This is a genomic window from Sulfurisphaera javensis (assembly GCF_041154675.1).
In the GTDB taxonomy this organism is placed as follows: domain Archaea; phylum Thermoproteota; class Thermoprotei_A; order Sulfolobales; family Sulfolobaceae; genus Sulfurisphaera; species Sulfurisphaera javensis.
This window is the reverse complement of record NZ_AP031322.1, coordinates 2,225,234-2,244,837: the sequence shown is the minus strand read 5'-3', so window position 1 is coordinate 2,244,837 and position 19,604 is coordinate 2,225,234. Positions and strand designations below refer to the sequence as shown.

The following is a 19,604-nucleotide window of genomic DNA, read 5'->3' as shown; positions in this document are numbered from 1 at the left end:
TTTAAATCACCCTAGGATACTTTTTAGTCATACAACCTACACATAAACTCTTACCAAGAACTTTATACAACCCTTCAAGACTTAACCAGTAAATAGAATCAGCACCAATTACTTTTGCTATCTCTTCATCAGTTAAGTTAGCTGCTATTAAATCCTTTTCTTCTGGGACTTCCATACCATAAGGACATCTTGAGATCAATTTTGGACTTCCTATAAGTACATGAACTTCTTTTGCCCCAAGGCTTCTAAGGCTAAATACTGTATTCTTTAATGTTCTTCCGGTAACCATGGAGTCATCAATTAATATTACCCTTTTCCCTTTAACCACGGATTTAATTGGATTTAACTTAAGCTGAACTCCAATTACTTTTAAGAAATCGTCTGAGGCTAACATAGTTCTTATTGGACTTCCTGTTCTTGTAAATCCTAAATCATAGGGAATTCCAGTCCTTTTTGAATAGCCTATTGCAAAAGGTAAGGCAGTGTCTGGTACTCCTATTACGACATCTGCATCAATTCTTTTCTCCTCAGCTAGTTGTTCTCCTATCTTAACTCTAGTTTCATATATGTATCTGTTGAATACAAACCCATCAATCCTCGATTGATATATTAAGTCTATAGCACAATAATTATGCTTACTTTCCTCAACTTGAGTATAAGAAATTTGATAAGTATCAATAAATACCGCCTCACCAGGCTTTATCTCCCTTCTGAATTCTCCACCTATTACTGTTATCCCAGAAGTTTCTGAGGACAATATTGCTAAGTCAAATCCAAAGCCTCCTATTTCTAGAGGTTTAATCCCGTATGAATCTCTGTAACCTATCAGTCTACCATCTTTACTTAAAAATATTAAAGAAAAAACTCCTTGTATATCTCTTAAGGTTTTTTCTGGTTCTTTATATAATCCTTTTGCTATCTCTTGTATGTCTCCCTTAATTATGCCGTCAACAACTAACGTACCATAATCAGTAATAATCGGATAACTAATCTTACTACCAGTATACCCAACTCCAGCCCATCCATCAATATCTGAAGGCAAAGTGATATCTTCTGGTGCCCCCTCATTCGTAATAGCTTTAAAATTATCTTTCAAAACAACTAATCCAGAATAGCTATAGCCTCTATTTTGTAAACCTATTAGACCATAATATAAAAATTTACTTACATTCCAAATCTTATCGAATGCATAAACACCAATTATTCCCGCCATTTAACTCACCTTTTTAAACACAGATTCTAGGTGACGAAAATCATATGAAAATTTAAGAGGATATATACCAGAAAAACAGGCATGACATAAATCCTCCCTTCCTATAGCTTTAACCATTTCTTCTACTGTTAAGTATTCTACTGAATCTGCACCAATATATTCAGCAATTTGTTTTTCATCTTTGTCATTTGCAATTAGCTCCTTCGTTAGTGGGAAATCAATACCCATATAACAAGGGTACTTTACCTTTGGTGAACCAACTCTTACGTGAACCTCTTTAGCTCCATTATCTTTAACCATTTTAACAATCTTTTTCATGGTGTTTCCCCTTACTATTGAATCATCAATTATAACAACCCTTTTCCCTTCAATCACGCTTCTTACAACTCCAAACTTCTCTTCTATTATTGCATTCCTTTTATCTTGAGTAGGCATTATAAATGATCTTTTAGCTACTAAAGTCCTTACTAAACCGTACTCTAGGGGAATCTTTGATTTCCTTGAAAAACCTATAGCTATGGGAATTGAGGACTCTGGAACTGGAATAACTACATCAGCATCTACCCCATGATTCTCAGCTAATATTTCTCCCAATCTAACTCTAGCATTGTAGACTGGAACATTATCTATTATAGAATCTGATCTAGCAAAATAGATATACTCAAAAGAGCAAAAGCTTACTTTATCTCTGGAGATTATTTCACTTTCTATTACACCATCCTTAATGTAAATCATCTCTCCAGGCTTTACGTCTCTTAAAGGCTTACCTCCTAATTGTCTTATTGCAGAATCCTCAGAAGCAATTATATATCCATCATTTATCTTGCCTAAAACTAAAGGTCTAAAACCTTTAGGATCTCTAAACCCGACCAACTCTCCTTTTTTAGTCATTATAACTAATGAATAAGCCCCGTCCGCTAAATCAACTAGTCTCCTTATTCCTTCCTTAATATTGCTTGCCTCTGAAATCACTTTCATAATAAACTCCGTATCTGTGTTTGTACCAAATTTGTAATAGTTTGTTATTGTACCATTGAACGCTATTGCTATATCACCATTACTTAAGGGCTGAGCCTCATCTAATGAACCTTTACCAGTGGTAGAGTATCTTACATGACCAATCGATAATTTAGCATTAACTAAAAGCCTTGAATCTAGTGCCTCTTCTACTAATCCTAAACCTTTAACTGTAACAAGTCTATTGTCTTTTAAATAAGTAATACCAGCTGATTCCTGCCCTCTATGTTGTAATAATTTTAAACTCTCATAAGTTATAAAAGTTGAATTATCAGCATAAACACCTACAATACCGCAATGTTCTTTTATTTTCATGACATCACCTCATTAAGGTAATTATAGTAATTCTCAATCTCTTTATCTAGATTTATCTTCTTATCATCGATCTCTAGAATTCCATAATTCTTTGTAACTTTTCCCACTACAGAAATGTATATTCCCTTAGCTTTTCTCATTAAGTAATCCGGGTCATTTGTTAAAACAATAAACCTTCCACTATTTTCTGAGAAAAGCTTAGGAACCCAATCATCCGTGTCAGACGGAATAGAAGATAGTGTTAACTCTACTCCCTTTCCTTTAACTAGGATGGAAAATATAGCCCCTATTAATCCACCTTTATTAATATCCTTAGCAAAAATTACTTTTTCATCATTAATAGCATCCACAATCAATTGACTGGCTAAATAATCTTCATTTAGCCTGGTCTTTGGAACATCACCATAAACTCCAAATAACTTTGTAAAGAGAGAACCTCTCATTTCATCTCTAGTAAAGCCTACTTGAACTATGTAACTATCCTCAACCACACTATTTCTTAGAAACTTATCTTTAACTAAACCAGCCATTACTATAAGAGGGGTTGGCTTTATTGGTTTTCCCTCTTTATTTTCATTATAAAATGAAACTTTTCCTCCTACGATTGGTGTTTGGAAAAACTTTGAAGCTTCAGCAATACCCCTTATTGCTTCGACAAATGAATAATACACATCAGGTTTTCTCGGGTCACCAAATTGTAAGTGATCAACAACTCCTATTCCTATAGCCCCTACTGATGCTAAATTACGATAAGCTTCTGCAACGATAGATTTTCCACACTCATAAGGATCTTCAGCACATAAATCTGGGTTAGCATCTCCTTTTATAGCAAGAAGTTTACCATTTGGAAGAGAAATTAATGCTGAATCAGCTTCTCCGGGCTTTAAAACTGTTGAAGTTCCAACTTCATAATCAAACTGAGAATACGCCCACTCCTTACTTAGAATTCTTGACACAACAGCTTTAACACTTTCCTCTAAACCAACTTCTGGTTTAGTCTCATTCAATCTCTTTTCCCTGACCTTCTTTGCCCCCCATACAAACCTTGGGGGTGACAATAGTAAATCAGAGGGTAGTGAAACTACTTCTCTCCCGTTATAGAGGAACTTAATATAAGGTTCTTTAGTAAACTCTCCTATTACAGCACAAGGATATTCATAATACTCAAATGCTTTACATACCTTTTCAACATTTTCATCTTTTACCGCAAAGAGCATTCTTTCTTGTGTTTCAGATACTAATATTTCCTCTGGTCTTAAATCCTTAACTCTTAATGGAACCTTATCTAGATTTACTATTGCGCCAAAACCGTTCGCCATCTCAGTTATTCCAACAACTAATCCCCCACCACCTAAATCCTTAATTGCCTCAACTTTATCAGCAACCTCGAGAGTAACATCAAGCACAATTTTACCAGCAAATGGATCAGCTATTTGAACAGCACCTATTTCATCTTCCCCACTAAGCTTTCTGGAGGCAAAAGAAGCTCCCCCAAGTCCATCTAAACCAGTTAAACCCACTATTATAATCTTTAATCCAGGTTCCTTAATGACGCTAGGAATTATTTTATCTTTTCTAACCACTCCGACACCGGCAACATCTACTAAAGGATTATCTGTATAGGACTCATCAAAATCTAATTCGCCACCAACGACTGGTACTCCAATACTATTGCCGTAAAACCCTATTCCGGCTATTATGTTCTTTAAGAGCCACCTATTTCTTGAATTGTTAAGAGGGCCTACTCTTATCATGTCAAGTAAAGCAATAGGCCTAGCTCCTTTACTTATAATATCCCTTATAATTCCTCCTACACCCGTAGCTGCTCCATTAAAAGGATCAATAGCTGAAGGATGATTATGACTTTCAAGTTTTAGAACTATTGCCCATCCATCACCTATATCTAGTGCTCCAGCATCTTGCCAATCTTCAATCCCCATTACTACCCTTTCTCCCTCACTTGGAAAACTCTTTAGAAACACTTTTGATGATTTATATGAGCAATGTTCACTCCATAAGGCATCTATGGTAAGCCATTCAGCTTCATTTGGTTCTCTACCTAATTGTTTTCTAACAAGCTCCATCTCATAAGGTGAAAGAGTTATTTTCATTTTAACCCCCTGAAAAGAAGAAGTCCATCAGTATCTCCAAAAGGTGAAGTTAACTTAAATGAGGCTCTTTCTGGATGAGGCATCATGCCTATTACATTTCCTTCCTCATTTGCAATTGATGCAACGTTAAGGATAGAACCATTAGGATTAACTTTCTCATCAACATTTCCATTTTCATCTGAATATAATAATACTGCTAGTCTTTTTGCTTCTTCAATGTCATCCATATAGAACCTACCTTCGGCATGAGCAATTGGCATTCTAATAACATTTTTATTCAAACCACGAGTTAATGGAGTATCAAACCTTACAACTTTTAAGTAAACCCACTTACTAATAAAACGTAAGCTTAAGTTAGGTAATAATGCCCCTTTTAACAGTCCGCTTTCTACTAATATTTGGAAACCATTACATATTCCAATAACAGTTTTTCCTTCCAATGCCATTTCTTTAACCTTTTTCATAGTTTCAGTACTAGCAGCTATACTTCCAGCCCTCAAATAATCCCCAAAACTAAAACCTCCTGGCAAGATTACAGCGTCAAATTTATCTGGATCAAAATCTTTATATCTAACTATTTCAGCATTAACTCCAGCTTCTAATAACGCTTTATACACATCAATCTCACAAGTAGTACCAGGGTATTTAATTACTGCCGTCTTCAATTCTATTCACCTTTACTTCTATTTTATGTACTATTGGATTATATAATCTCAATTCGTCGGCCAATTTTTTTACTAATTCTATGGCCTCATCTTTGTTGTTTGAAACTACTTTGAAGAGAAGATATTTTCCGGATCTTGTCTCTGTAATCTTGTCACTAAATCTACTTACTACATAACGCTGAATTGTCTCTCCTTCTGGATCTCTTACTCCTTCTTTATTAGTTATTATAAGCTCAACGTAATATATCATGTTACTCACTTATCCTTTTAAAGAATTCTTCGTAAGCTTTCCTAACTGTTTCTAAGTCAGCTCCTTTTCTATATAGGTCTTTATCTAGAATTCTTCCTGTTCCTTCTTCTCTAATTCTCATAGAATCTAAGGTTATCTCATCTCCAACTATTAGCTTATCACTTAGCCTACCAAACTCTAATTTAAAGTCATAAAGGATAAGTCTCTTACTCTTAAAGAAGGGATAAAGTATGTCATTTACTTTCATCATAATTTCTTCTATTTGTTGCGCCTCTTTTCTATTCATTAATTTCAAGTGCTCCATGTGGTAATAATTTAACATGGGATCATGTCTCTCATCATCCTTTAGAAAGAACTCAATTATCGGTGGTTCAAATACTTCCCCTTCTTTGATAGGTAATCTTTTCACTATGCTTCCAGTAGCTATGTTTCTTAGTACCACTTCAACTGGTATCATTTTTAGTTTTTTAGCAATCATTGTTCTTTCATCAAACATTCCTACGTAATGAGTTTCTATTCCTTTTGACTCTAAAAGTCTGAATAAAAGCGCAGATGTCTGGGCATTAAGAATACCTTTCGTTGGAAGCTCATCTTTCTTTGCACCATCGCCAGCCGTAATAGAATCCTTAAACCTTAGAAGGACGTGAGAACTATCGTAATCATAAACCTCTTTTGTCTTTCCTTCAGAAAGCTTTGAAAATTCCATATGTCAACTTTACATAGGCGGTATAAAAAACTTGTGCATTATTTCATAGTATTTTTACTTAACTAAGTAAACGAACACTCATTATTTAGCTGTTTAACTTTACCCCTATGAGTGAAATTACAATAGATGATTTCGCAAAACTTGATTTAAGAGTAGGAATTGTAAAATCAGCTGAAAGAATTGAAGGAACTAGGCTACTAAAATTAATGATAGATCTTGGGAGTGAGACTAAACAAATTATTTCTGGAATAGCAGAATATTACACACCAGAGGAATTAATAGGAAAAAGAGTAATAGTTATAGCTAATCTAAAACCTAGAAAAATAAGAGGCTTTGATAGCCAAGGAATGATTTTAGCTGCTGGATGTAAAGAAGATGAAGAGAAAGGAATAAAGCCCAGAATTCTAACAGTAGATGGGGAAGTACCCGCAGGAACTAAGGTATGTTAAATCCATTTGAAAACATAAAAATACCACCGAAAACAGAGAACTTAATAAAGATAGTTATAGATAGAATACCTAAAATAGGTGAGAGTACTGTAAAAGAAAGGGAAATAAAAAGAATCTCATTTTATGCTGAACAACTCAAGAAATATCAAGAGTTTATTTCACAATTTCCTAGAATAGAAAATTTACATCCTTTTTATAGAGAGAGTATTGAAATTTTAGCAGATATTAATAAGGTAAAAATATGCTTAGGGGCAATGAATAGGGGAGTTATGTTATCATTAAGAGTAATTGAAAGATATAAGAAGTTAATTAAAACGTCAGATGAAAAGGAAGCAAACAGATTAATGAGACAATGCATTGGAAGGGTTAGTTCAATTCTAAGGGCTAGAAAACAATGCATTGATTGGGTAATAGATTTAGCGACACAATTAAAGAAATTAAAATCTATAGACCCTACGCTTCCAACTATTATAGTTGCTGGACCACCTAACGTTGGGAAAAGCACGATAGTTAGTAAGATATCATCAGCAAAGCCAGAAGTGGCTTCATACCCATTTACTACTAAAGAAATTCACGTCGGACATATAGATACTGGATTACTAAAAATTCAAGTTATTGATACCCCCGGTATACTTGACAGACCAATGAGTGAGAGAAATAAGATTGAACTTAAGGCTATTAATGCTATAAAGAACTTAAATGGAATAATCATTTTCCTTTTCGATGTTTCTAATTCTTCTTTGTATTCGTCAAAAGAACAACTAGATTTATATAATGAAATAAAGCAACTGAATAAAGAAGTAATTCCTGTACTTAATAAAATAGATGACAAAAATGAAAAATTATATGAAGAAATCAAAGGGCAAATAAAGGAAAAAGCCTTTGAAATAAGTGCTGAGAAAGGTATTGGTTTAGATACACTTTTAAATTATGTTATTACCCTAATACAAAATGAACAAATATTGGATAAGTGAAATTTTTACATCAATACAAGGTGAAGGAGAGGTAATAGGTACTCCTTCTAATTTCATTAGGCTTGCTGGATGCCATTTAAGATGCATTTGGTGTGATACTAAATACTCTTGGCATAAATACGAGGGAAAATTATTAACTATCGAGGAAATCTTAAGTAAAATAAACGTAAACATCCATTTCACAACAATTACTGGAGGAGAACCTTTACTTCAAGATATTTTACCTCTAGTTGAGACTTTAAAGTCTTATAACCACACGGTATTAATTGAAACTAGTGGAACGATAAAACCACCAGCAAAATTAAGAGAATTAGTAGACATTTTCTCAGTTTCACCAAAATTATCAAATTCTGGATATAAATTTAAGTATAACTTCAAGGACGATGATTGGGCTACATATTATAAGTTTGTTATTGTCAATCCTATAAAAGATCTAGGGGAGGTTGTTAAATTTGTTGAAGAGAATAACATAAATCCTAGAAAGGTGATTTTACAACCTGACGGTAGAAATAGAGAATATATTAAATCTTTAAGAGACTTAACTGATATTGTATTGCAACTCGGACTTCCTTTCAGAGTCTTGCCTCAATTGCATAGAATTATTGGGGTTCAATGAATCTTCTAAGCTTTCTTTTAGCTTTCTAAGCTTCTCTTTACCTTTTTGTAAAACCTTATTTGCAATATTGACTAATTCGTATGCCTCATTATCATCATATTTTTCTTTAAGCAAATGAACCATTTTCACTCCGGTTCTGAGTTCTACTAAAATTCCCTTTTCGTTAGTAGTTAAAATTCCACTGTGTTTATATCCTACTTGCCTCGCTATTTTTAATATTTCCCATGCCTCCTCATTTGTTCTTGTATAAACATGAAATATAGGTCCTTGAACAATTAACCATAAGTTGTGAACTTTACCCTTAATTATAGTCTCTAGAAGATCGTTTACATTTATGCCTAAATGATTTTTGAAAACTATAGTAGAATTTTTCCTTTCCCATGGCATCTCTGCATCTACAATAGTTATTCTTCCACTACAACTGCTCTGAGTAAATGTGTCTTTTCTCTTAAAGAATACTTCTAGAGTATCAAAGATATCTGGATCAAGATAACCAATCTCTTTGTCTCTCAATATCCTTTCCCAAGCTTTTTGCTTATAAGTGTACCACTCATTCATCTTACTTTTTTAGTTCATCAAAACTTTAAAATATTGTGGATGATATTGTACAAAGGTTCTTAAAAGAAGAGGAAGCTGTAATAAAAATTAATGAAAATGAGATAAACATAGAATATTTAGATAATAATATACCTATAGGGGTTAGAATTATACTAGTAGGAAAAGATAGAAAAAGATTAATTGATCTAGGAATTTTAAGCTTTATATATAAGTATTGTGAAAAAGGAAAAGAATTTGCTAAAGATTATATTAATCTTTCTATATCATTAGAGGATATTTATTTTAAGTATAGAGTGTACACTGAATTAGAATTTTTGTCCTTATGTGAAAGTAAAGAAAAGAATAATCTGCATAAGGATTTACTTTACACTTTAAATAAGCTTAAATCTTATCTAATAAGTAAAAACAAGAGATAATAATGGATTATAATGTGATTGTTGTAGGTGGAGGAGTAGGAGGTTTAGCAACAGCCATAAGAAGTGCAGAACTAGGAAAAAAAGTAGCAATAATAGAAAAAAGTGAGATAGGAGGAGAATGTATAAATAGAGCTTGTATCCCCTCAAAGACACTAATTGATTCGGCAAAAATAGTAAATAAGATTATGAAATCATCATGGATAGCAAGTACAGCAAAAATTGATTATGCTGAGATGAATAAATTCAAGAACCAAATAATTAATGGAATTAAAGATAATTTATTGCAAGTTCTAAAGAAATATAACGTTGATATTATTAGAGGTAAAGGTGAAATAAAGAATGAAGGAGAAGTAATAGTTAGTGGAAAGACTTATACTACTGATAACATAGTCATTGCTACTGGTTCTGAACCTTTATCTTTACCCGATTTCCCATTAAATGGGAAAAACGTAGTAGATCCATGGACTGCAATGAATATGCCAAATTTACCAGATAACATAATAATAGTTGGTGGAGGAGTAGCTGGAGTAGAATTAGCTACTTTATTTCGAGCATTAAACAAGAATATTACTATAATCGAACTTATGCCTAGATTACTTCCAGTTCCAGGTATAGATATAGAAATTGCTAATGAAGTAAAGAAAAGACTAGAAGAAAAAGGAGTAAAAATTTATGTAAATACAAAGTCTAAAATTGTGAAGACAGATGATAAAGTAGTTTTTACGGCTCAAACACCTTCTTCAACGGAAGAAATTTCTGGTGATCTAGCGGTAATAACTATAGGAAGAAAGCCAGTTACAGATGGAATTGATTTAAAAAACATTAAAGTTGAAACAGATCAAAGAGGTTATATTAAAGTAGATAATAGAGCTAGGACAAGTAATCCAAAAATTTATGCTGTAGGAGATGTAGCTGGAGTCCCTCTTTCTGCAACAAAGGCATGGAGACAAGGTATTGTAGCTGGAGACAACATAGGTGGAAAAACCTCAGAGATGCCTAAATATATACCATCCTCTATATTTGCTGATCTAGAAATTGGAGTTGTAGGAAGTACTTTAGAAGAACTAAAGAAAGCTAATATAAATGCTAGAGAAATTAAAGTAAATATGAAAGATATACCTAGAGCATGGACTGTTAATGAAATTGAAGGATTCTTAAAAGTTATAATAGGAGAAGATGGAAAAATCTTAGGAGCTAATATGGTTGGTGAAGGAGCTACGGAAGTGATAAACACTATTGCTTTAGCAATGGAGTTATCACTAAAAGTCCAAGATCTTTACAAGGTCCAATTCTCGCATCCAACAATATCTGAAATAATAATAGAAGCAGTACAAAGAGCTATAGTTGGAGAAATTTATTAAAAGTGTGGCTTTAATTTAAACACATAGTGAATGACAAAGAATTACGACAAATTAAGAAACTTTTCAAATTTCTCTTTTTAACTTCTAGAGGTGGAGCCACGAGGCTTAAGATAATTAGACTTTTAGAGGAGAAACCACTTAATGCAAACCAAATAGCTAATTTATTAGGATTAGATTATAAAACTGTGACACATCACTTAGAAGTTTTAATGGAAAATCAAATTGTATATAGGGATGGAGAAGGATATGGCGCGCCTTATAAATTAACAACCTTTTTTAAAATGTATAAAAGTGCGTTAGATAGTTTAATGTTAGAAGAGTCTAAAAACTCTTAAATGTTATAAAATAAGAGCTTTTATGTGAAAAAGAAAGGATTACCAGAGATTATTGCTGATATCAAGCTTACTATTTATCGTATAGATATGTTCTTAGCTAGAATTGATAATAGAATTAAAACCCTTGAAGATTTATCTCTTTATAATATTGGTAGATTCAATTATTTATCAAAAGCATATTACAAAGAAATAGAAATTAATAAAAATTTAATGATTAATCTACTTAGGGTCAAAATTATTCTAGAGATCTTAGAAATTAGACTTGAAACTCTTATGATGTTAAATTCGTTGAGAGAATATATTTACCCAGTTGTTAAAGCTTTAGAGAGTATAAAGGGGAATTTAGGTAACTCTATAGAGTTTGGACCACTTATTGATGACATTCTACTTAATTTAAAACCCATAGTAACTTCCGATGCAAAGCCTATATTAAACGAGAGTGAAGAAGTAAGAAAAATAATTGAAGAAGCTGAAAAGGTAGCCACTGAGGAGTTAAGAGAAAAATATAAAGTTCCCACTTAGAAATATATAGCGAATATAGTTATGTCAAAACCTATAGTGAGAAAAATACAACTTACGGGAGGGTCAACATACATTATATCTTTGCCAAAGACATGGGTAAAAGAACATTTTCTTAGGCCTGGCGACGAAGTAGAAATAATCCAAGATAAACAAGCTAGACTAATACTAGTTCCTAAGAAAAGTGAAGATAGTGAAAGAAAAGAGAAAAGAATAGCATTAAACTGTGATAAACCGGATATCAGCTTCGTAATTAGAGAAATAATTGCATATTATATGGCTGGCTACACTCTTCTAACAGTATCATGTAGTAAATTTTCATCAGATGATAGAGAAAGGATAAAGGAGACAATAAGAAATAGACTTTTGGGTGCAGAAATAATAGATGAAGATTCAAACTCATTGACTATTCAATTTCTTGTAAGTGAAAAAGAACTTTCTCTCACTAAATCGATAATGAGAGCGGCAAATATTTCTTATAATATGCTAAAAGATTCATTTAAGGCTCTTTATGATGGAAACTTAGATTTATCAAAAGAAATAATGAGCAGAGATGATGATGTAGATAGATTCTATTTCTATATAGTTAGGCAATTATCCTTATCAGTAGAATATCCTGAAATCATAGAAGATGAAAAATACAATTTAACACAATTAGTAAATCTTTATTCAGTTGCAAAATCTATTGAGAGAGTATCTGACCATAGTATAAGAATAGTGGATCAATTACCCATAATAGAAAAACTTAATGAAAAAGAGTTACATGATCATGGATACGAAGTGGCTGAGTTCTATAAAAGTTCGATGAATGCTTTTAATGCAAAAGATAAGGATATCTCTCATCAGATTATTAACAAAGAGTTTGAGTTATTATATAAAAATAGATCTTTAGCTGAAAAAGTTATTAATTTTAATTACGATTCCAAGAAAATTAGTTCAATGTTAATAGTTTTAGACTCGGTAAGGAGAGTGATAAGATACTCAATTGATATAGCCGAAGCAACAATAGATCTTTTAGCTAAGCAAACTGAACAAGACGAAAACTCAACTGAGCAAATTTAGTCTCGTTATAAGATTTTATAACTTCTTCTGCAGTCTTACTCTTTTTGATATTTTTAACAAGCTTCAGTAAGATTTCTCTATCTTCCAAAGTATAGACACCTCTCCTATATAATAAAAGTAAACATTTAGTAGTTAAAACGCCTACAGCTATGTAGTCTTTTATAAATAGTTGATCAGCTGTCTCTAAATCTTTATGAGAAAACAAGCAAATGTTAGGATGAGTGTGAGTTGATGCTAAAGCTTTCGGATGAGGGATGACTACTCTATCTTCTTCTCCCTCTAAGATAATAAAGGAACCGTCTTCTAATAAAATATTAATATATTCTATTTCTGATTCTTGTGTTCTCGTTGAATAATTAGCCATTGTAGACAAAATAAATCTTGAATACAACTCAGCAAAATAATCATACAATTGAAAGTACGTGTATTTTGCCTTACCTTTTTCTGTATCATTTATACCATTGACAGTATATAATTTCTCTAAATCAGTAGTTGCTATTTCATCATACTCTTCATGTATTTCCTCAGCCTTAAAAATTAATTTAGCAATTTCAGCTAATTTCTCACTCTCTTTGCTTTTATCAATTTTCTGATCCTTTACACTCACGTATTCTTCCCTCTTGGATTTCTAAGATTCTTTTTGCTTCAGTTACGGGATCTTTAGCTTCATATATACTTCTGCCAACTATCTCGTAATCGGCACCATTACAGATAGCATCACCAATGTTAGCCCCTTGTACCCCAACACCAGGTGAAATAATTACTTTATCTTTAAAGTCATTCCTAACAGTTCTTATCATGTTTGGCTTAGTAGCCCCTACTACAAATCCGTCTGGATTAACCTTTATCGCTACCTCTTTTAGATATGAGTAAAAACCGTCATTCCATCCTTTATGAGACATAGATAAAACTAAATATAATGATTTTTCATGCTTTTTAAGATAGGAGGAAAGATTGTCTAAGGCTCCTTCTACCCCTATAAAGGAATGAGCAATAAATGAGTCAGCATAATTTAGCAATTTAGATGCAATAAGCATCATCGTGTTATCAATGTCAGCTAATTTTAAATCAAAAATAACTTCATCCCATTGAATCTTAGTTATATTATCTAAATATGAGGGATTTTCAAGGATTAACGGATAACCTATCTTTATTTTAGATATGTATTTGCTTAACTCAGATAAAGTTGATAGAGATAATTGTTTATCTAAGGCTAAAATTAAGTTACCCAATATTTTTCACCAAGTACTCTCTGATATTATTTTTATCATTTTCAGATATTAAGTTGGAATTTAATAAATACTCTAGAATTTCTCTAATTTTATAAACAGAGATTAATTGAACTCCTTGTTCAGCTAATTTCTTTTCAGCCCCCTCTTCTCTATCTACAATAACTAAACTTGCTACTACTCTTCCACCTTCGGATGTAATTGCTTCAACTGCTTTACTTAATGATCCTCCAGTAGTCGCTACATCATCAACTAAAACTATCCTTTTACCTTTTACATCAGCTTCTAATATTTTATCGGTCCCATATCCTTTCCTTTCCATCCTTATATATCCTAAGGGCTTTCCTATTCGGCAAGCAATAAAGGAAGCAAAAGGAACTCCACCAGTTGCAATACCTATTACCATATCAAATTCTATCTTTTTTATCTTATCTATTGCTTTATTAACTGTGTCTGAAAAAACATCATAATAATTAGAAAGTCTTCTTAAGTCAAGATAATAAGGACTTATTTTGCCTGATGTCAGTACAAAGCTTCCAGTTAATAGAAGCTTATTGTCGATTAGAGCTTTAACGAAATCCATTAATTAGTTTATGAAAGAAAGAGTTTAAATAATCATTGAACGAAGATAAATGAAGGGCATTTGTGAGAGATATAATTTCCTCATATGATTTTTCAAAGAGTGATTTTGAAGAAATTTTTGAACTAGCAGATAAGTTTAGAAATATTTCGCCCCCTAAAATATTAAAAGAAAAGACAGTAGCGTTAGCATTTTTTGAACCTAGCACAAGGACATACTTAAGTTTCAATAAAGCTTCTATAAACTTAGGAGCATCAGTTATTGGATTTTCCGGAGAAGAAGGAATTTCAGTCGCTAAAGGAGAAAACTTAGCCGATACAATAAGAATGTTAAATAATTATGCGGATATTATAGTTATAAGGCATAAGTTTGATGGAGCAGCTAAATTTGCCTCAGAAGTATCTGAAAAACCAATAATAAATGCAGGAGATGGAAAACATGAACATCCAACACAAACTGTAATTGATTTATATACAGTTTATAAGAACTTTGGTGATATAGACAACTTAACTTTTGGCATTATGGGGGACTTAAGATATGCAAGAGTAGTTAACAGCCTTTTAAGAGGATTAACAAGATTTAAACCTAAATTAGTGTACTTAATCTCTCCTCCTCAACTTTCAGCAAGAAAAGAAATACTCGAGGAGTTAAACTACCCATATAAAGAGGTCAATGACTATAATGAAGTCATAGAAGAAGTAGATGTACTTTATGTAACTAGAATTCAAAAAGAAAGATTTCCAGATGAAAGTGAATATGAAAAAGTGAAAGAAAGCTACATTGTTGACTCTACTTTGGTATCGAAAATGAAAAAGGATTCAATAGTTTTACATGCGTTACCAAGAGTGAATGAGATAAGTAGAGAAGTTGATAAAACTCCTCAAGCTAAATATTTTGAACAAGCTTCTTATGCTGTTCCAATAAGAATGGCAATCTTTCATAAGGTTATAGGTGAGTAAAATGGAGGCCGTTAATAAAAGAGAATTAATAGTAAGTAAAATAAAAAATGGAACAGTAATAGATCATATTCCAGCTGGTAGAGCGTTAGCAGTGTTGAGGATTTTAAAGATCACTGAAGGATATAGAATAGCCCTTGTGATGAATGTCGAAAGTAAGAAAATGGGAAAGAAGGATATAGTGAAAATTGAAAATAAAGAAGTTGATGAAAAAGAAGCTAATCTAATTACTTTAATAGCACCAACAGCAACAATCAATATTATAAGAGACTATGAAGTAGTAGAAAAGAAAAAGCTTAAAGTACCAGAAGTAGTAAAAGGATTGCTTAAATGCACTAATTTAACATGCATAACTAATAATGACATTGAAGCTGTTTCTGAATTTAGAAAAATCAGTGAAAAACCATTAAAAATGAAATGTGTCTATTGTGATACTGTAATAGATGAAAATGAAATTCTAAAGCAGATCTTAGGTAGTAAAAGTTGATTTACTCTAAAATTCTATATGAGAAAAAATTAAAAGAAAATATGTATGAAGTAGCCGTACTTTTTCCAATTAAACCTAAACCAGGGCAATTTGTTAGTCTAATAGACTCTGGAAAGAGAGAAATCCCACTCAGCATATCAGATTATTATAATGGAATATTATTCTTGCACTTGTCAGAAAAAATATATGATACACTAAAAGGTAAAGAAAGGATTCTTTTAAAAGGACCAATTGGAAGGCCCGTTGATTTATCTGTCTCTTCTGTCCTAGGCATAGCTTATCAAGATCTCTTCTTTGATATTCTTTATATCCTTAGGGAAGCTAAAAGGAATGGTATAAAAGTTAAGGTAAAGTGCATTGAATGCGAAACTAATGAATTTCAAATAGGGAATGAGACTGAGAAATTCGATTTAATTATAGCCTCTGTTCCTCAGAATTTTATTAATTCATTACCTAAAGATGCTTACGTTTATGTAAGATGGATTAAAATGAATTGTATGTTAGGAGTTTGTGGAGTTTGCGAAATAGGAAGCAAACTTGTATGTATAGATGGACCCTTAATTAAGGTGAGTGATCTTGTGGATCAGAGGCAAAGCTTGGGTAAATAATAATATAGAAGAAGTTTGCATACAAATTGATAGATTTATTAAAAATATAAAGAAGGAATGTAAGCCAGATATCCAGTTTGAAAGCCACCAGATAATTTTCCCGGCTTCAATAGATATGCATGTTCACGTTAGGGGTGCACAACTTTCATATAAAGAAACTGTTGCTACAGCTACTAGCGAAGCTGTGTATGGAGGCGTAGGACTTATAGTAGATATGCCTAATACGGTTCCACCAGTTAACACTTATCAGAGAGTGATAGAAAGAATTAGAGAATTTGAAAATTATTCTAGGTCTGATTTCGGAATATATTCTGGTGTATCAAAAGAAATAGAAAAAGTTGATTCTTTGCCTATAGCAGGATACAAGATTTACCCCGAAGATTTAGAGAAAGAAGAAACTAAAGAAGTGCTCATGAAAAGTAAGAAACTAAAGGTCCTTCACCCTGAAATACCTTTAGCCTTAAGAGTACCTAGAAAATTAAGAGAACTTTGGATGGAAGTAGCTTCATTATATTTAGTTTATGGTAATGTTCATATTACACATATAACAAATTATGAAACCTTAAAATTAGCTAAAGAATTAGGTTTTACAACCGATATTACACCTCATCATCTTTTAGTCAATGGCGAAAGAGATTGCTTGAGTAAAGTAAATCCGCCTATTAGGGAATACATTATAAGATTACAACTATTGAGAGCTTTATATGAAGCGGATACGATAGTTAGTGACCACGCCCCTCACACGAGAGAAGAGAAAAACCTTGAATATGAATTATGCCCACCCGGTATAGCAGCAGTTTCATTTACAACTCCTTTCATTTATTCTTTAGCTTTTAAAGATTTAATTAGCTTAGAAAGAGCCGTAAATCTTCTTTCTAAAAATCCCGCAAAAATTCTTAATATACCCTACGGTGAAATAAAAATTGGTAACGTTGCTAATTTCACTGTTATAAGCAAAAAACAATGGAAATATAAGACTAAATTCTCTAAGGTTACTGAAACTCCCCTTGATTATTATCCTCTTGAAGTAAAAGTTGATTTCACTATTATACAAGGTAAACCAGCTTTTGATGGAGAAAACGTATTACCAATAAGAGGTGTGAATCCCTTTGATAAAACTGGCAAATATTAATTTTAAAGATCCATTAATTATTGCATCTGGAATAGTCCCTTTAAATAAAATTAAAGAAGTATGCGAGAAATATAATCCTTCCGGAATAACCACAAAAACATTAACCCTTTATCCTCTTTCACCACATAATCCTCCAACTCTTGTGAAGTTTCATGATAAATGCTATCTTAACGCAATTGGTCTAGGTAATCCAGGAATTCAAGAATTAAAAAAACTAGAAGAAATTAATTGTCCATTAATTGTTAGTATAGGTGGAAATAATCTAGATGAAATAGTCGAATCTGCTAGGAAAGTTGATAGAGGAATAATTTTAGAATTGAACGTAAGTAGTCCAAATAGAAAAGGTTACGGGGAAAGTCTATCCAATTATGTACACGAGATAGTTAAAAATGTAAAGGGTGTAACTGATAAACCAGTCTTTGTAAAATTAGGTCCTTGGGACAACGTATTAGAACTAGCTGGAAAAGCGTTATCAGCTGGAGCAGATGGATTAACGCTAATTAATACTATTAAAGGAATGATTATAGACACTGAAAACTTCGAGAAGATATTACATTATGGTACTGGTGGAATTTCTGGAAAATGTATACATCCTTTAGCAGTTAGAATAATTCATGACATATATAGAGAATATAATGTCGATATAATTGGAATGGGTGGCGTTTTTGATGGGAGAGATGTAATAGAATTAATGTCTGTAGGTGCTAAGCTTGTTGGCTTAGGGAGTGTTATTATTGATGAAGGATATAATAGTATATTAAGAATTAGAAAAGAATTAGAGGAATATTTAAATGAAAAAGGATTAAAATATTCAGATATAATAGGTTTAGCAGTGAAAAGATGACAAGAATAGTAATGAAAGGGAGAGATATAGAATCGCTTCTATTCATGGGAAAAATAAAATCAGTTAACGTTGAATATTGCGATGAAAGTAAAAAGACGGCAAAAGTTATAGTAGAAACTATTGATGGGGACACAGTAGAAACAGAATGTATAGCAACTAGGGCAGCTGGTAAAATATCAGTGGTGGTAAAGCATTATTTAAGAATGGGTGTAGACAAACTAATTATTCAGAATACAGATATGAGTAATGTTAAAAATGTGGATACAGAGGTAGATGAGAATGAAATTCAGGATAGACAAGATACCTAAAAATGAGGAAGATCTTAATGAAATTCAAAGAGAAGTAGAAGAGGAAGAGCATGAACATCACCATCATCATGAACATAATGAAGAAGAAATTCTTACAGAACTATATATGTCACTCCAAGGGCTAGAGGGAAGAGTTACAGAACTGGAAAAGAGTAATGACGATTGTAAGAAAGAAATCTCTAGATTATATAAGATATTAAGTAAACTAGTTATTGTAACAATGAGTGAAAACAAAGATGAGAGAATTAAAAATCTTAAAGAGATTATAAGCCTACTAGAATGAACTTAGAAGCAATATTAGTTATAACAGTAAAGTTATTTGCTATAATTGACCCTTTTTCAGTACTTCCATACCTATTAGCTGTTTATGAAGAAGCTGCAAAAGAAGAAAAAATAAGTTGGAACTTTATAGTAAATAAAATAACTATTGCAATAATTATTTTATTAATAATTTTTTCTATATTGGGAAGACCTTTACTCGATTTCCTAGGAATTTCGCCGCAAGCACTTGAAATAGCTGGAGGCATTTTATTAGTATATCTTGGAGTAGATACAATGGGTGGATTTCAACAATTAAGATTCGTAAGAAAACTTGAAGAAGCAATAATTACACCAATAGCCACACCACTTTTAGTAGGTCCAGGAACAATGACAGCACTTATCACTTTATCAGTAACCTATAATCCTTTGATTTTAATAATTAGTAGTTTAGTGGTTAGCCTTTTAGTATACTTGTCTCTATTAAGTGGTCCTTTAATTGTTAAAGCCTTAGGAGAAACTGGTACTGTTGCAGCAGGAAGATTTACAGCTATAATCATAGCGGCCTTTGGAGTTCAACTAATACTAGAGGGTATATCTCAACTAAAGTTTGCATGATAAATACCTATTTAAGA

General features: G+C 32.3%; 26 protein-coding genes. 16 read left to right on the top strand and 10 right to left on the bottom strand.

Annotated elements, in window-relative coordinates:
* Position 1: 1 nt before the first annotated feature.
* From ACAM25_RS12475 to purC, 6 genes are read right to left on the bottom strand one after another with little or no spacing between them, the layout of a single operon-like run.
* Positions 2-1,213 (bottom strand): amidophosphoribosyltransferase, encoded by a 1,212-nt coding sequence (locus ACAM25_RS12475; protein WP_369610028.1) that lies wholly within the window; start codon positions 1,211-1,213, stop codon positions 2-4.
* Positions 1,214-2,545, bottom strand: coding sequence for an amidophosphoribosyltransferase (purF, locus tag ACAM25_RS12470; protein WP_369610027.1), 1,332 nt, complete (start codon positions 2,543-2,545; stop codon positions 1,214-1,216).
* Positions 2,542-4,656 carry a phosphoribosylformylglycinamidine synthase subunit PurL gene (purL, locus tag ACAM25_RS12465; protein ID WP_369610026.1) on the bottom strand — a complete coding sequence of 705 codons (2,115 nt, stop codon included), beginning with the start codon at positions 4,654-4,656 and terminating at the stop codon, positions 2,542-2,544. Before purL ends, purF begins: the two co-directional genes overlap by 4 nt.
* A complete protein-coding gene (purQ, locus tag ACAM25_RS12460; RefSeq protein ID WP_369610025.1) occupies positions 4,653-5,321 on the bottom strand; it encodes a phosphoribosylformylglycinamidine synthase I in 669 nt (222 codons plus the stop codon). Before purQ ends, purL begins: the two co-directional genes overlap by 4 nt.
* Positions 5,302-5,571 carry a phosphoribosylformylglycinamidine synthase subunit PurS gene (purS, locus tag ACAM25_RS12455; RefSeq protein WP_369610024.1) on the bottom strand — a complete coding sequence of 90 codons (270 nt, stop codon included), beginning with the start codon at positions 5,569-5,571 and terminating at the stop codon, positions 5,302-5,304. Before purS ends, purQ begins: the two co-directional genes overlap by 20 nt.
* 1 nt (position 5,572) lies before the next feature.
* Positions 5,573-6,277, bottom strand: coding sequence for a phosphoribosylaminoimidazolesuccinocarboxamide synthase (gene purC, locus ACAM25_RS12450; RefSeq protein WP_369610023.1), 705 nt, complete (start codon positions 6,275-6,277; stop codon positions 5,573-5,575).
* Positions 6,278-6,384: 107 nt separating this feature from the next.
* Here purC and metG point away from each other — a divergent pair, with 107 nt between their 5' ends.
* From metG to ACAM25_RS12435, 3 genes are read left to right on the top strand one after another with little or no spacing between them, the layout of a single operon-like run.
* On the top strand, positions 6,385-6,726 hold the full coding sequence (gene metG / locus ACAM25_RS12445; RefSeq protein ID WP_369610022.1) for a methionine--tRNA ligase subunit beta: 342 nt from the start codon (positions 6,385-6,387) through the stop codon (positions 6,724-6,726).
* On the top strand, positions 6,720-7,700 hold the full coding sequence (locus tag ACAM25_RS12440; RefSeq protein WP_369610021.1) for an NOG1 family protein: 981 nt from the start codon (positions 6,720-6,722) through the stop codon (positions 7,698-7,700). Before metG ends, ACAM25_RS12440 begins: the two co-directional genes overlap by 7 nt.
* Positions 7,678-8,316: a 7-carboxy-7-deazaguanine synthase QueE gene (locus ACAM25_RS12435; RefSeq protein ID WP_369610020.1), complete on the top strand. Its 639-nt coding sequence runs from the start codon at positions 7,678-7,680 to the stop codon at positions 8,314-8,316. Before ACAM25_RS12440 ends, ACAM25_RS12435 begins: the two co-directional genes overlap by 23 nt.
* Here the strand turns inward: ACAM25_RS12435 and ACAM25_RS12430 are convergent.
* Positions 8,239-8,874: a hypothetical protein gene (locus ACAM25_RS12430; RefSeq protein ID WP_369610019.1), complete on the bottom strand. Its 636-nt coding sequence runs from the start codon at positions 8,872-8,874 to the stop codon at positions 8,239-8,241. The two genes, ACAM25_RS12435 and ACAM25_RS12430, sit on opposite strands and share 78 nt — an antisense overlap.
* 35 nt (positions 8,875-8,909) lie before the next feature.
* Between ACAM25_RS12430 and ACAM25_RS12425 the strand changes: the two genes are divergently transcribed.
* Genes ACAM25_RS12425 through ACAM25_RS12405 form a run of 5 tightly spaced genes read left to right on the top strand, consistent with a single transcriptional unit; the run spans position 8,910 to position 12,567 of the window.
* Positions 8,910-9,290 (top strand): hypothetical protein, encoded by a 381-nt coding sequence (locus ACAM25_RS12425; RefSeq protein WP_369610018.1) that lies wholly within the window; start codon positions 8,910-8,912, stop codon positions 9,288-9,290.
* A gap of 2 nt (positions 9,291-9,292) precedes the next feature.
* A complete protein-coding gene (gene lpdA, locus ACAM25_RS12420) occupies positions 9,293-10,651 on the top strand; it encodes a dihydrolipoyl dehydrogenase (RefSeq protein WP_369610017.1) in 1,359 nt (452 codons plus the stop codon).
* A 26-nt stretch (positions 10,652-10,677) separates the two neighbouring features.
* Entirely contained in the window at positions 10,678-10,986 is a 309-nt protein-coding gene (locus ACAM25_RS12415; protein ID WP_369610016.1) for a winged helix-turn-helix domain-containing protein, read from the top strand.
* Between the two features lie 24 nt (positions 10,987-11,010).
* A complete protein-coding gene (gene cdvB3, locus ACAM25_RS12410) occupies positions 11,011-11,508 on the top strand; it encodes a cell division protein CdvB3 (protein WP_369610015.1) in 498 nt (165 codons plus the stop codon).
* A gap of 21 nt (positions 11,509-11,529) precedes the next feature.
* Positions 11,530-12,567 carry a PhoU domain-containing protein gene (locus ACAM25_RS12405; protein WP_369610014.1) on the top strand — a complete coding sequence of 346 codons (1,038 nt, stop codon included), beginning with the start codon at positions 11,530-11,532 and terminating at the stop codon, positions 12,565-12,567.
* Here ACAM25_RS12405 and ACAM25_RS12400 read toward each other — a convergent pair.
* From ACAM25_RS12400 to pyrE, 3 genes are read right to left on the bottom strand one after another with little or no spacing between them, the layout of a single operon-like run.
* A complete protein-coding gene (locus ACAM25_RS12400) occupies positions 12,524-13,174 on the bottom strand; it encodes a hypothetical protein (protein WP_369610013.1) in 651 nt (216 codons plus the stop codon). The two genes, ACAM25_RS12405 and ACAM25_RS12400, sit on opposite strands and share 44 nt — an antisense overlap.
* Entirely contained in the window at positions 13,149-13,799 is a 651-nt protein-coding gene (gene pyrF, locus ACAM25_RS12395; protein ID WP_369610012.1) for an orotidine-5'-phosphate decarboxylase, read from the bottom strand. The genes ACAM25_RS12400 and pyrF overlap by 26 nt, the downstream gene beginning before the upstream one ends.
* Complete coding sequence (gene pyrE, locus ACAM25_RS12390; RefSeq protein ID WP_369610011.1) at positions 13,792-14,379, bottom strand: orotate phosphoribosyltransferase; 588 nt, start codon at positions 14,377-14,379, stop codon at positions 13,792-13,794. The genes pyrF and pyrE overlap by 8 nt, the downstream gene beginning before the upstream one ends.
* Positions 14,380-14,441: 62 nt before the next feature.
* On the opposite strand from pyrE, the gene pyrB reads away from it, so the two are divergent.
* From pyrB to ACAM25_RS12350, 8 genes are read left to right on the top strand one after another with little or no spacing between them, the layout of a single operon-like run.
* Complete coding sequence (gene pyrB, locus ACAM25_RS12385) at positions 14,442-15,335, top strand: aspartate carbamoyltransferase (RefSeq protein WP_369610010.1); 894 nt, start codon at positions 14,442-14,444, stop codon at positions 15,333-15,335.
* Position 15,336: 1 nt separating this feature from the next.
* Positions 15,337-15,819 carry an aspartate carbamoyltransferase regulatory subunit gene (pyrI, locus tag ACAM25_RS12380; protein WP_369610009.1) on the top strand — a complete coding sequence of 161 codons (483 nt, stop codon included), beginning with the start codon at positions 15,337-15,339 and terminating at the stop codon, positions 15,817-15,819.
* Between the two features lie 41 nt (positions 15,820-15,860).
* Positions 15,861-16,427 carry a 2-polyprenylphenol hydroxylase gene (locus ACAM25_RS12375; RefSeq protein ID WP_369610008.1) on the top strand — a complete coding sequence of 189 codons (567 nt, stop codon included), beginning with the start codon at positions 15,861-15,863 and terminating at the stop codon, positions 16,425-16,427.
* A complete protein-coding gene (gene pyrC / locus ACAM25_RS12370) occupies positions 16,396-17,559 on the top strand; it encodes a dihydroorotase (RefSeq protein ID WP_369611688.1) in 1,164 nt (387 codons plus the stop codon). The genes ACAM25_RS12375 and pyrC overlap by 32 nt, the downstream gene beginning before the upstream one ends.
* A complete protein-coding gene (pyrD, locus tag ACAM25_RS12365; protein ID WP_369610007.1) occupies positions 17,537-18,403 on the top strand; it encodes a dihydroorotate dehydrogenase PyrD in 867 nt (288 codons plus the stop codon). The genes pyrC and pyrD overlap by 23 nt, the downstream gene beginning before the upstream one ends.
* Complete coding sequence (locus ACAM25_RS12360; protein ID WP_369610006.1) at positions 18,400-18,711, top strand: hypothetical protein; 312 nt, start codon at positions 18,400-18,402, stop codon at positions 18,709-18,711. The genes pyrD and ACAM25_RS12360 overlap by 4 nt, the downstream gene beginning before the upstream one ends.
* A complete protein-coding gene (locus ACAM25_RS12355) occupies positions 18,683-18,994 on the top strand; it encodes a hypothetical protein (protein WP_369610005.1) in 312 nt (103 codons plus the stop codon). The genes ACAM25_RS12360 and ACAM25_RS12355 overlap by 29 nt, the downstream gene beginning before the upstream one ends.
* On the top strand, positions 18,991-19,587 hold the full coding sequence (locus ACAM25_RS12350; protein ID WP_369610004.1) for a MarC family protein: 597 nt from the start codon (positions 18,991-18,993) through the stop codon (positions 19,585-19,587). Before ACAM25_RS12355 ends, ACAM25_RS12350 begins: the two co-directional genes overlap by 4 nt.
* Positions 19,588-19,604 lie beyond the last annotated feature (17 nt).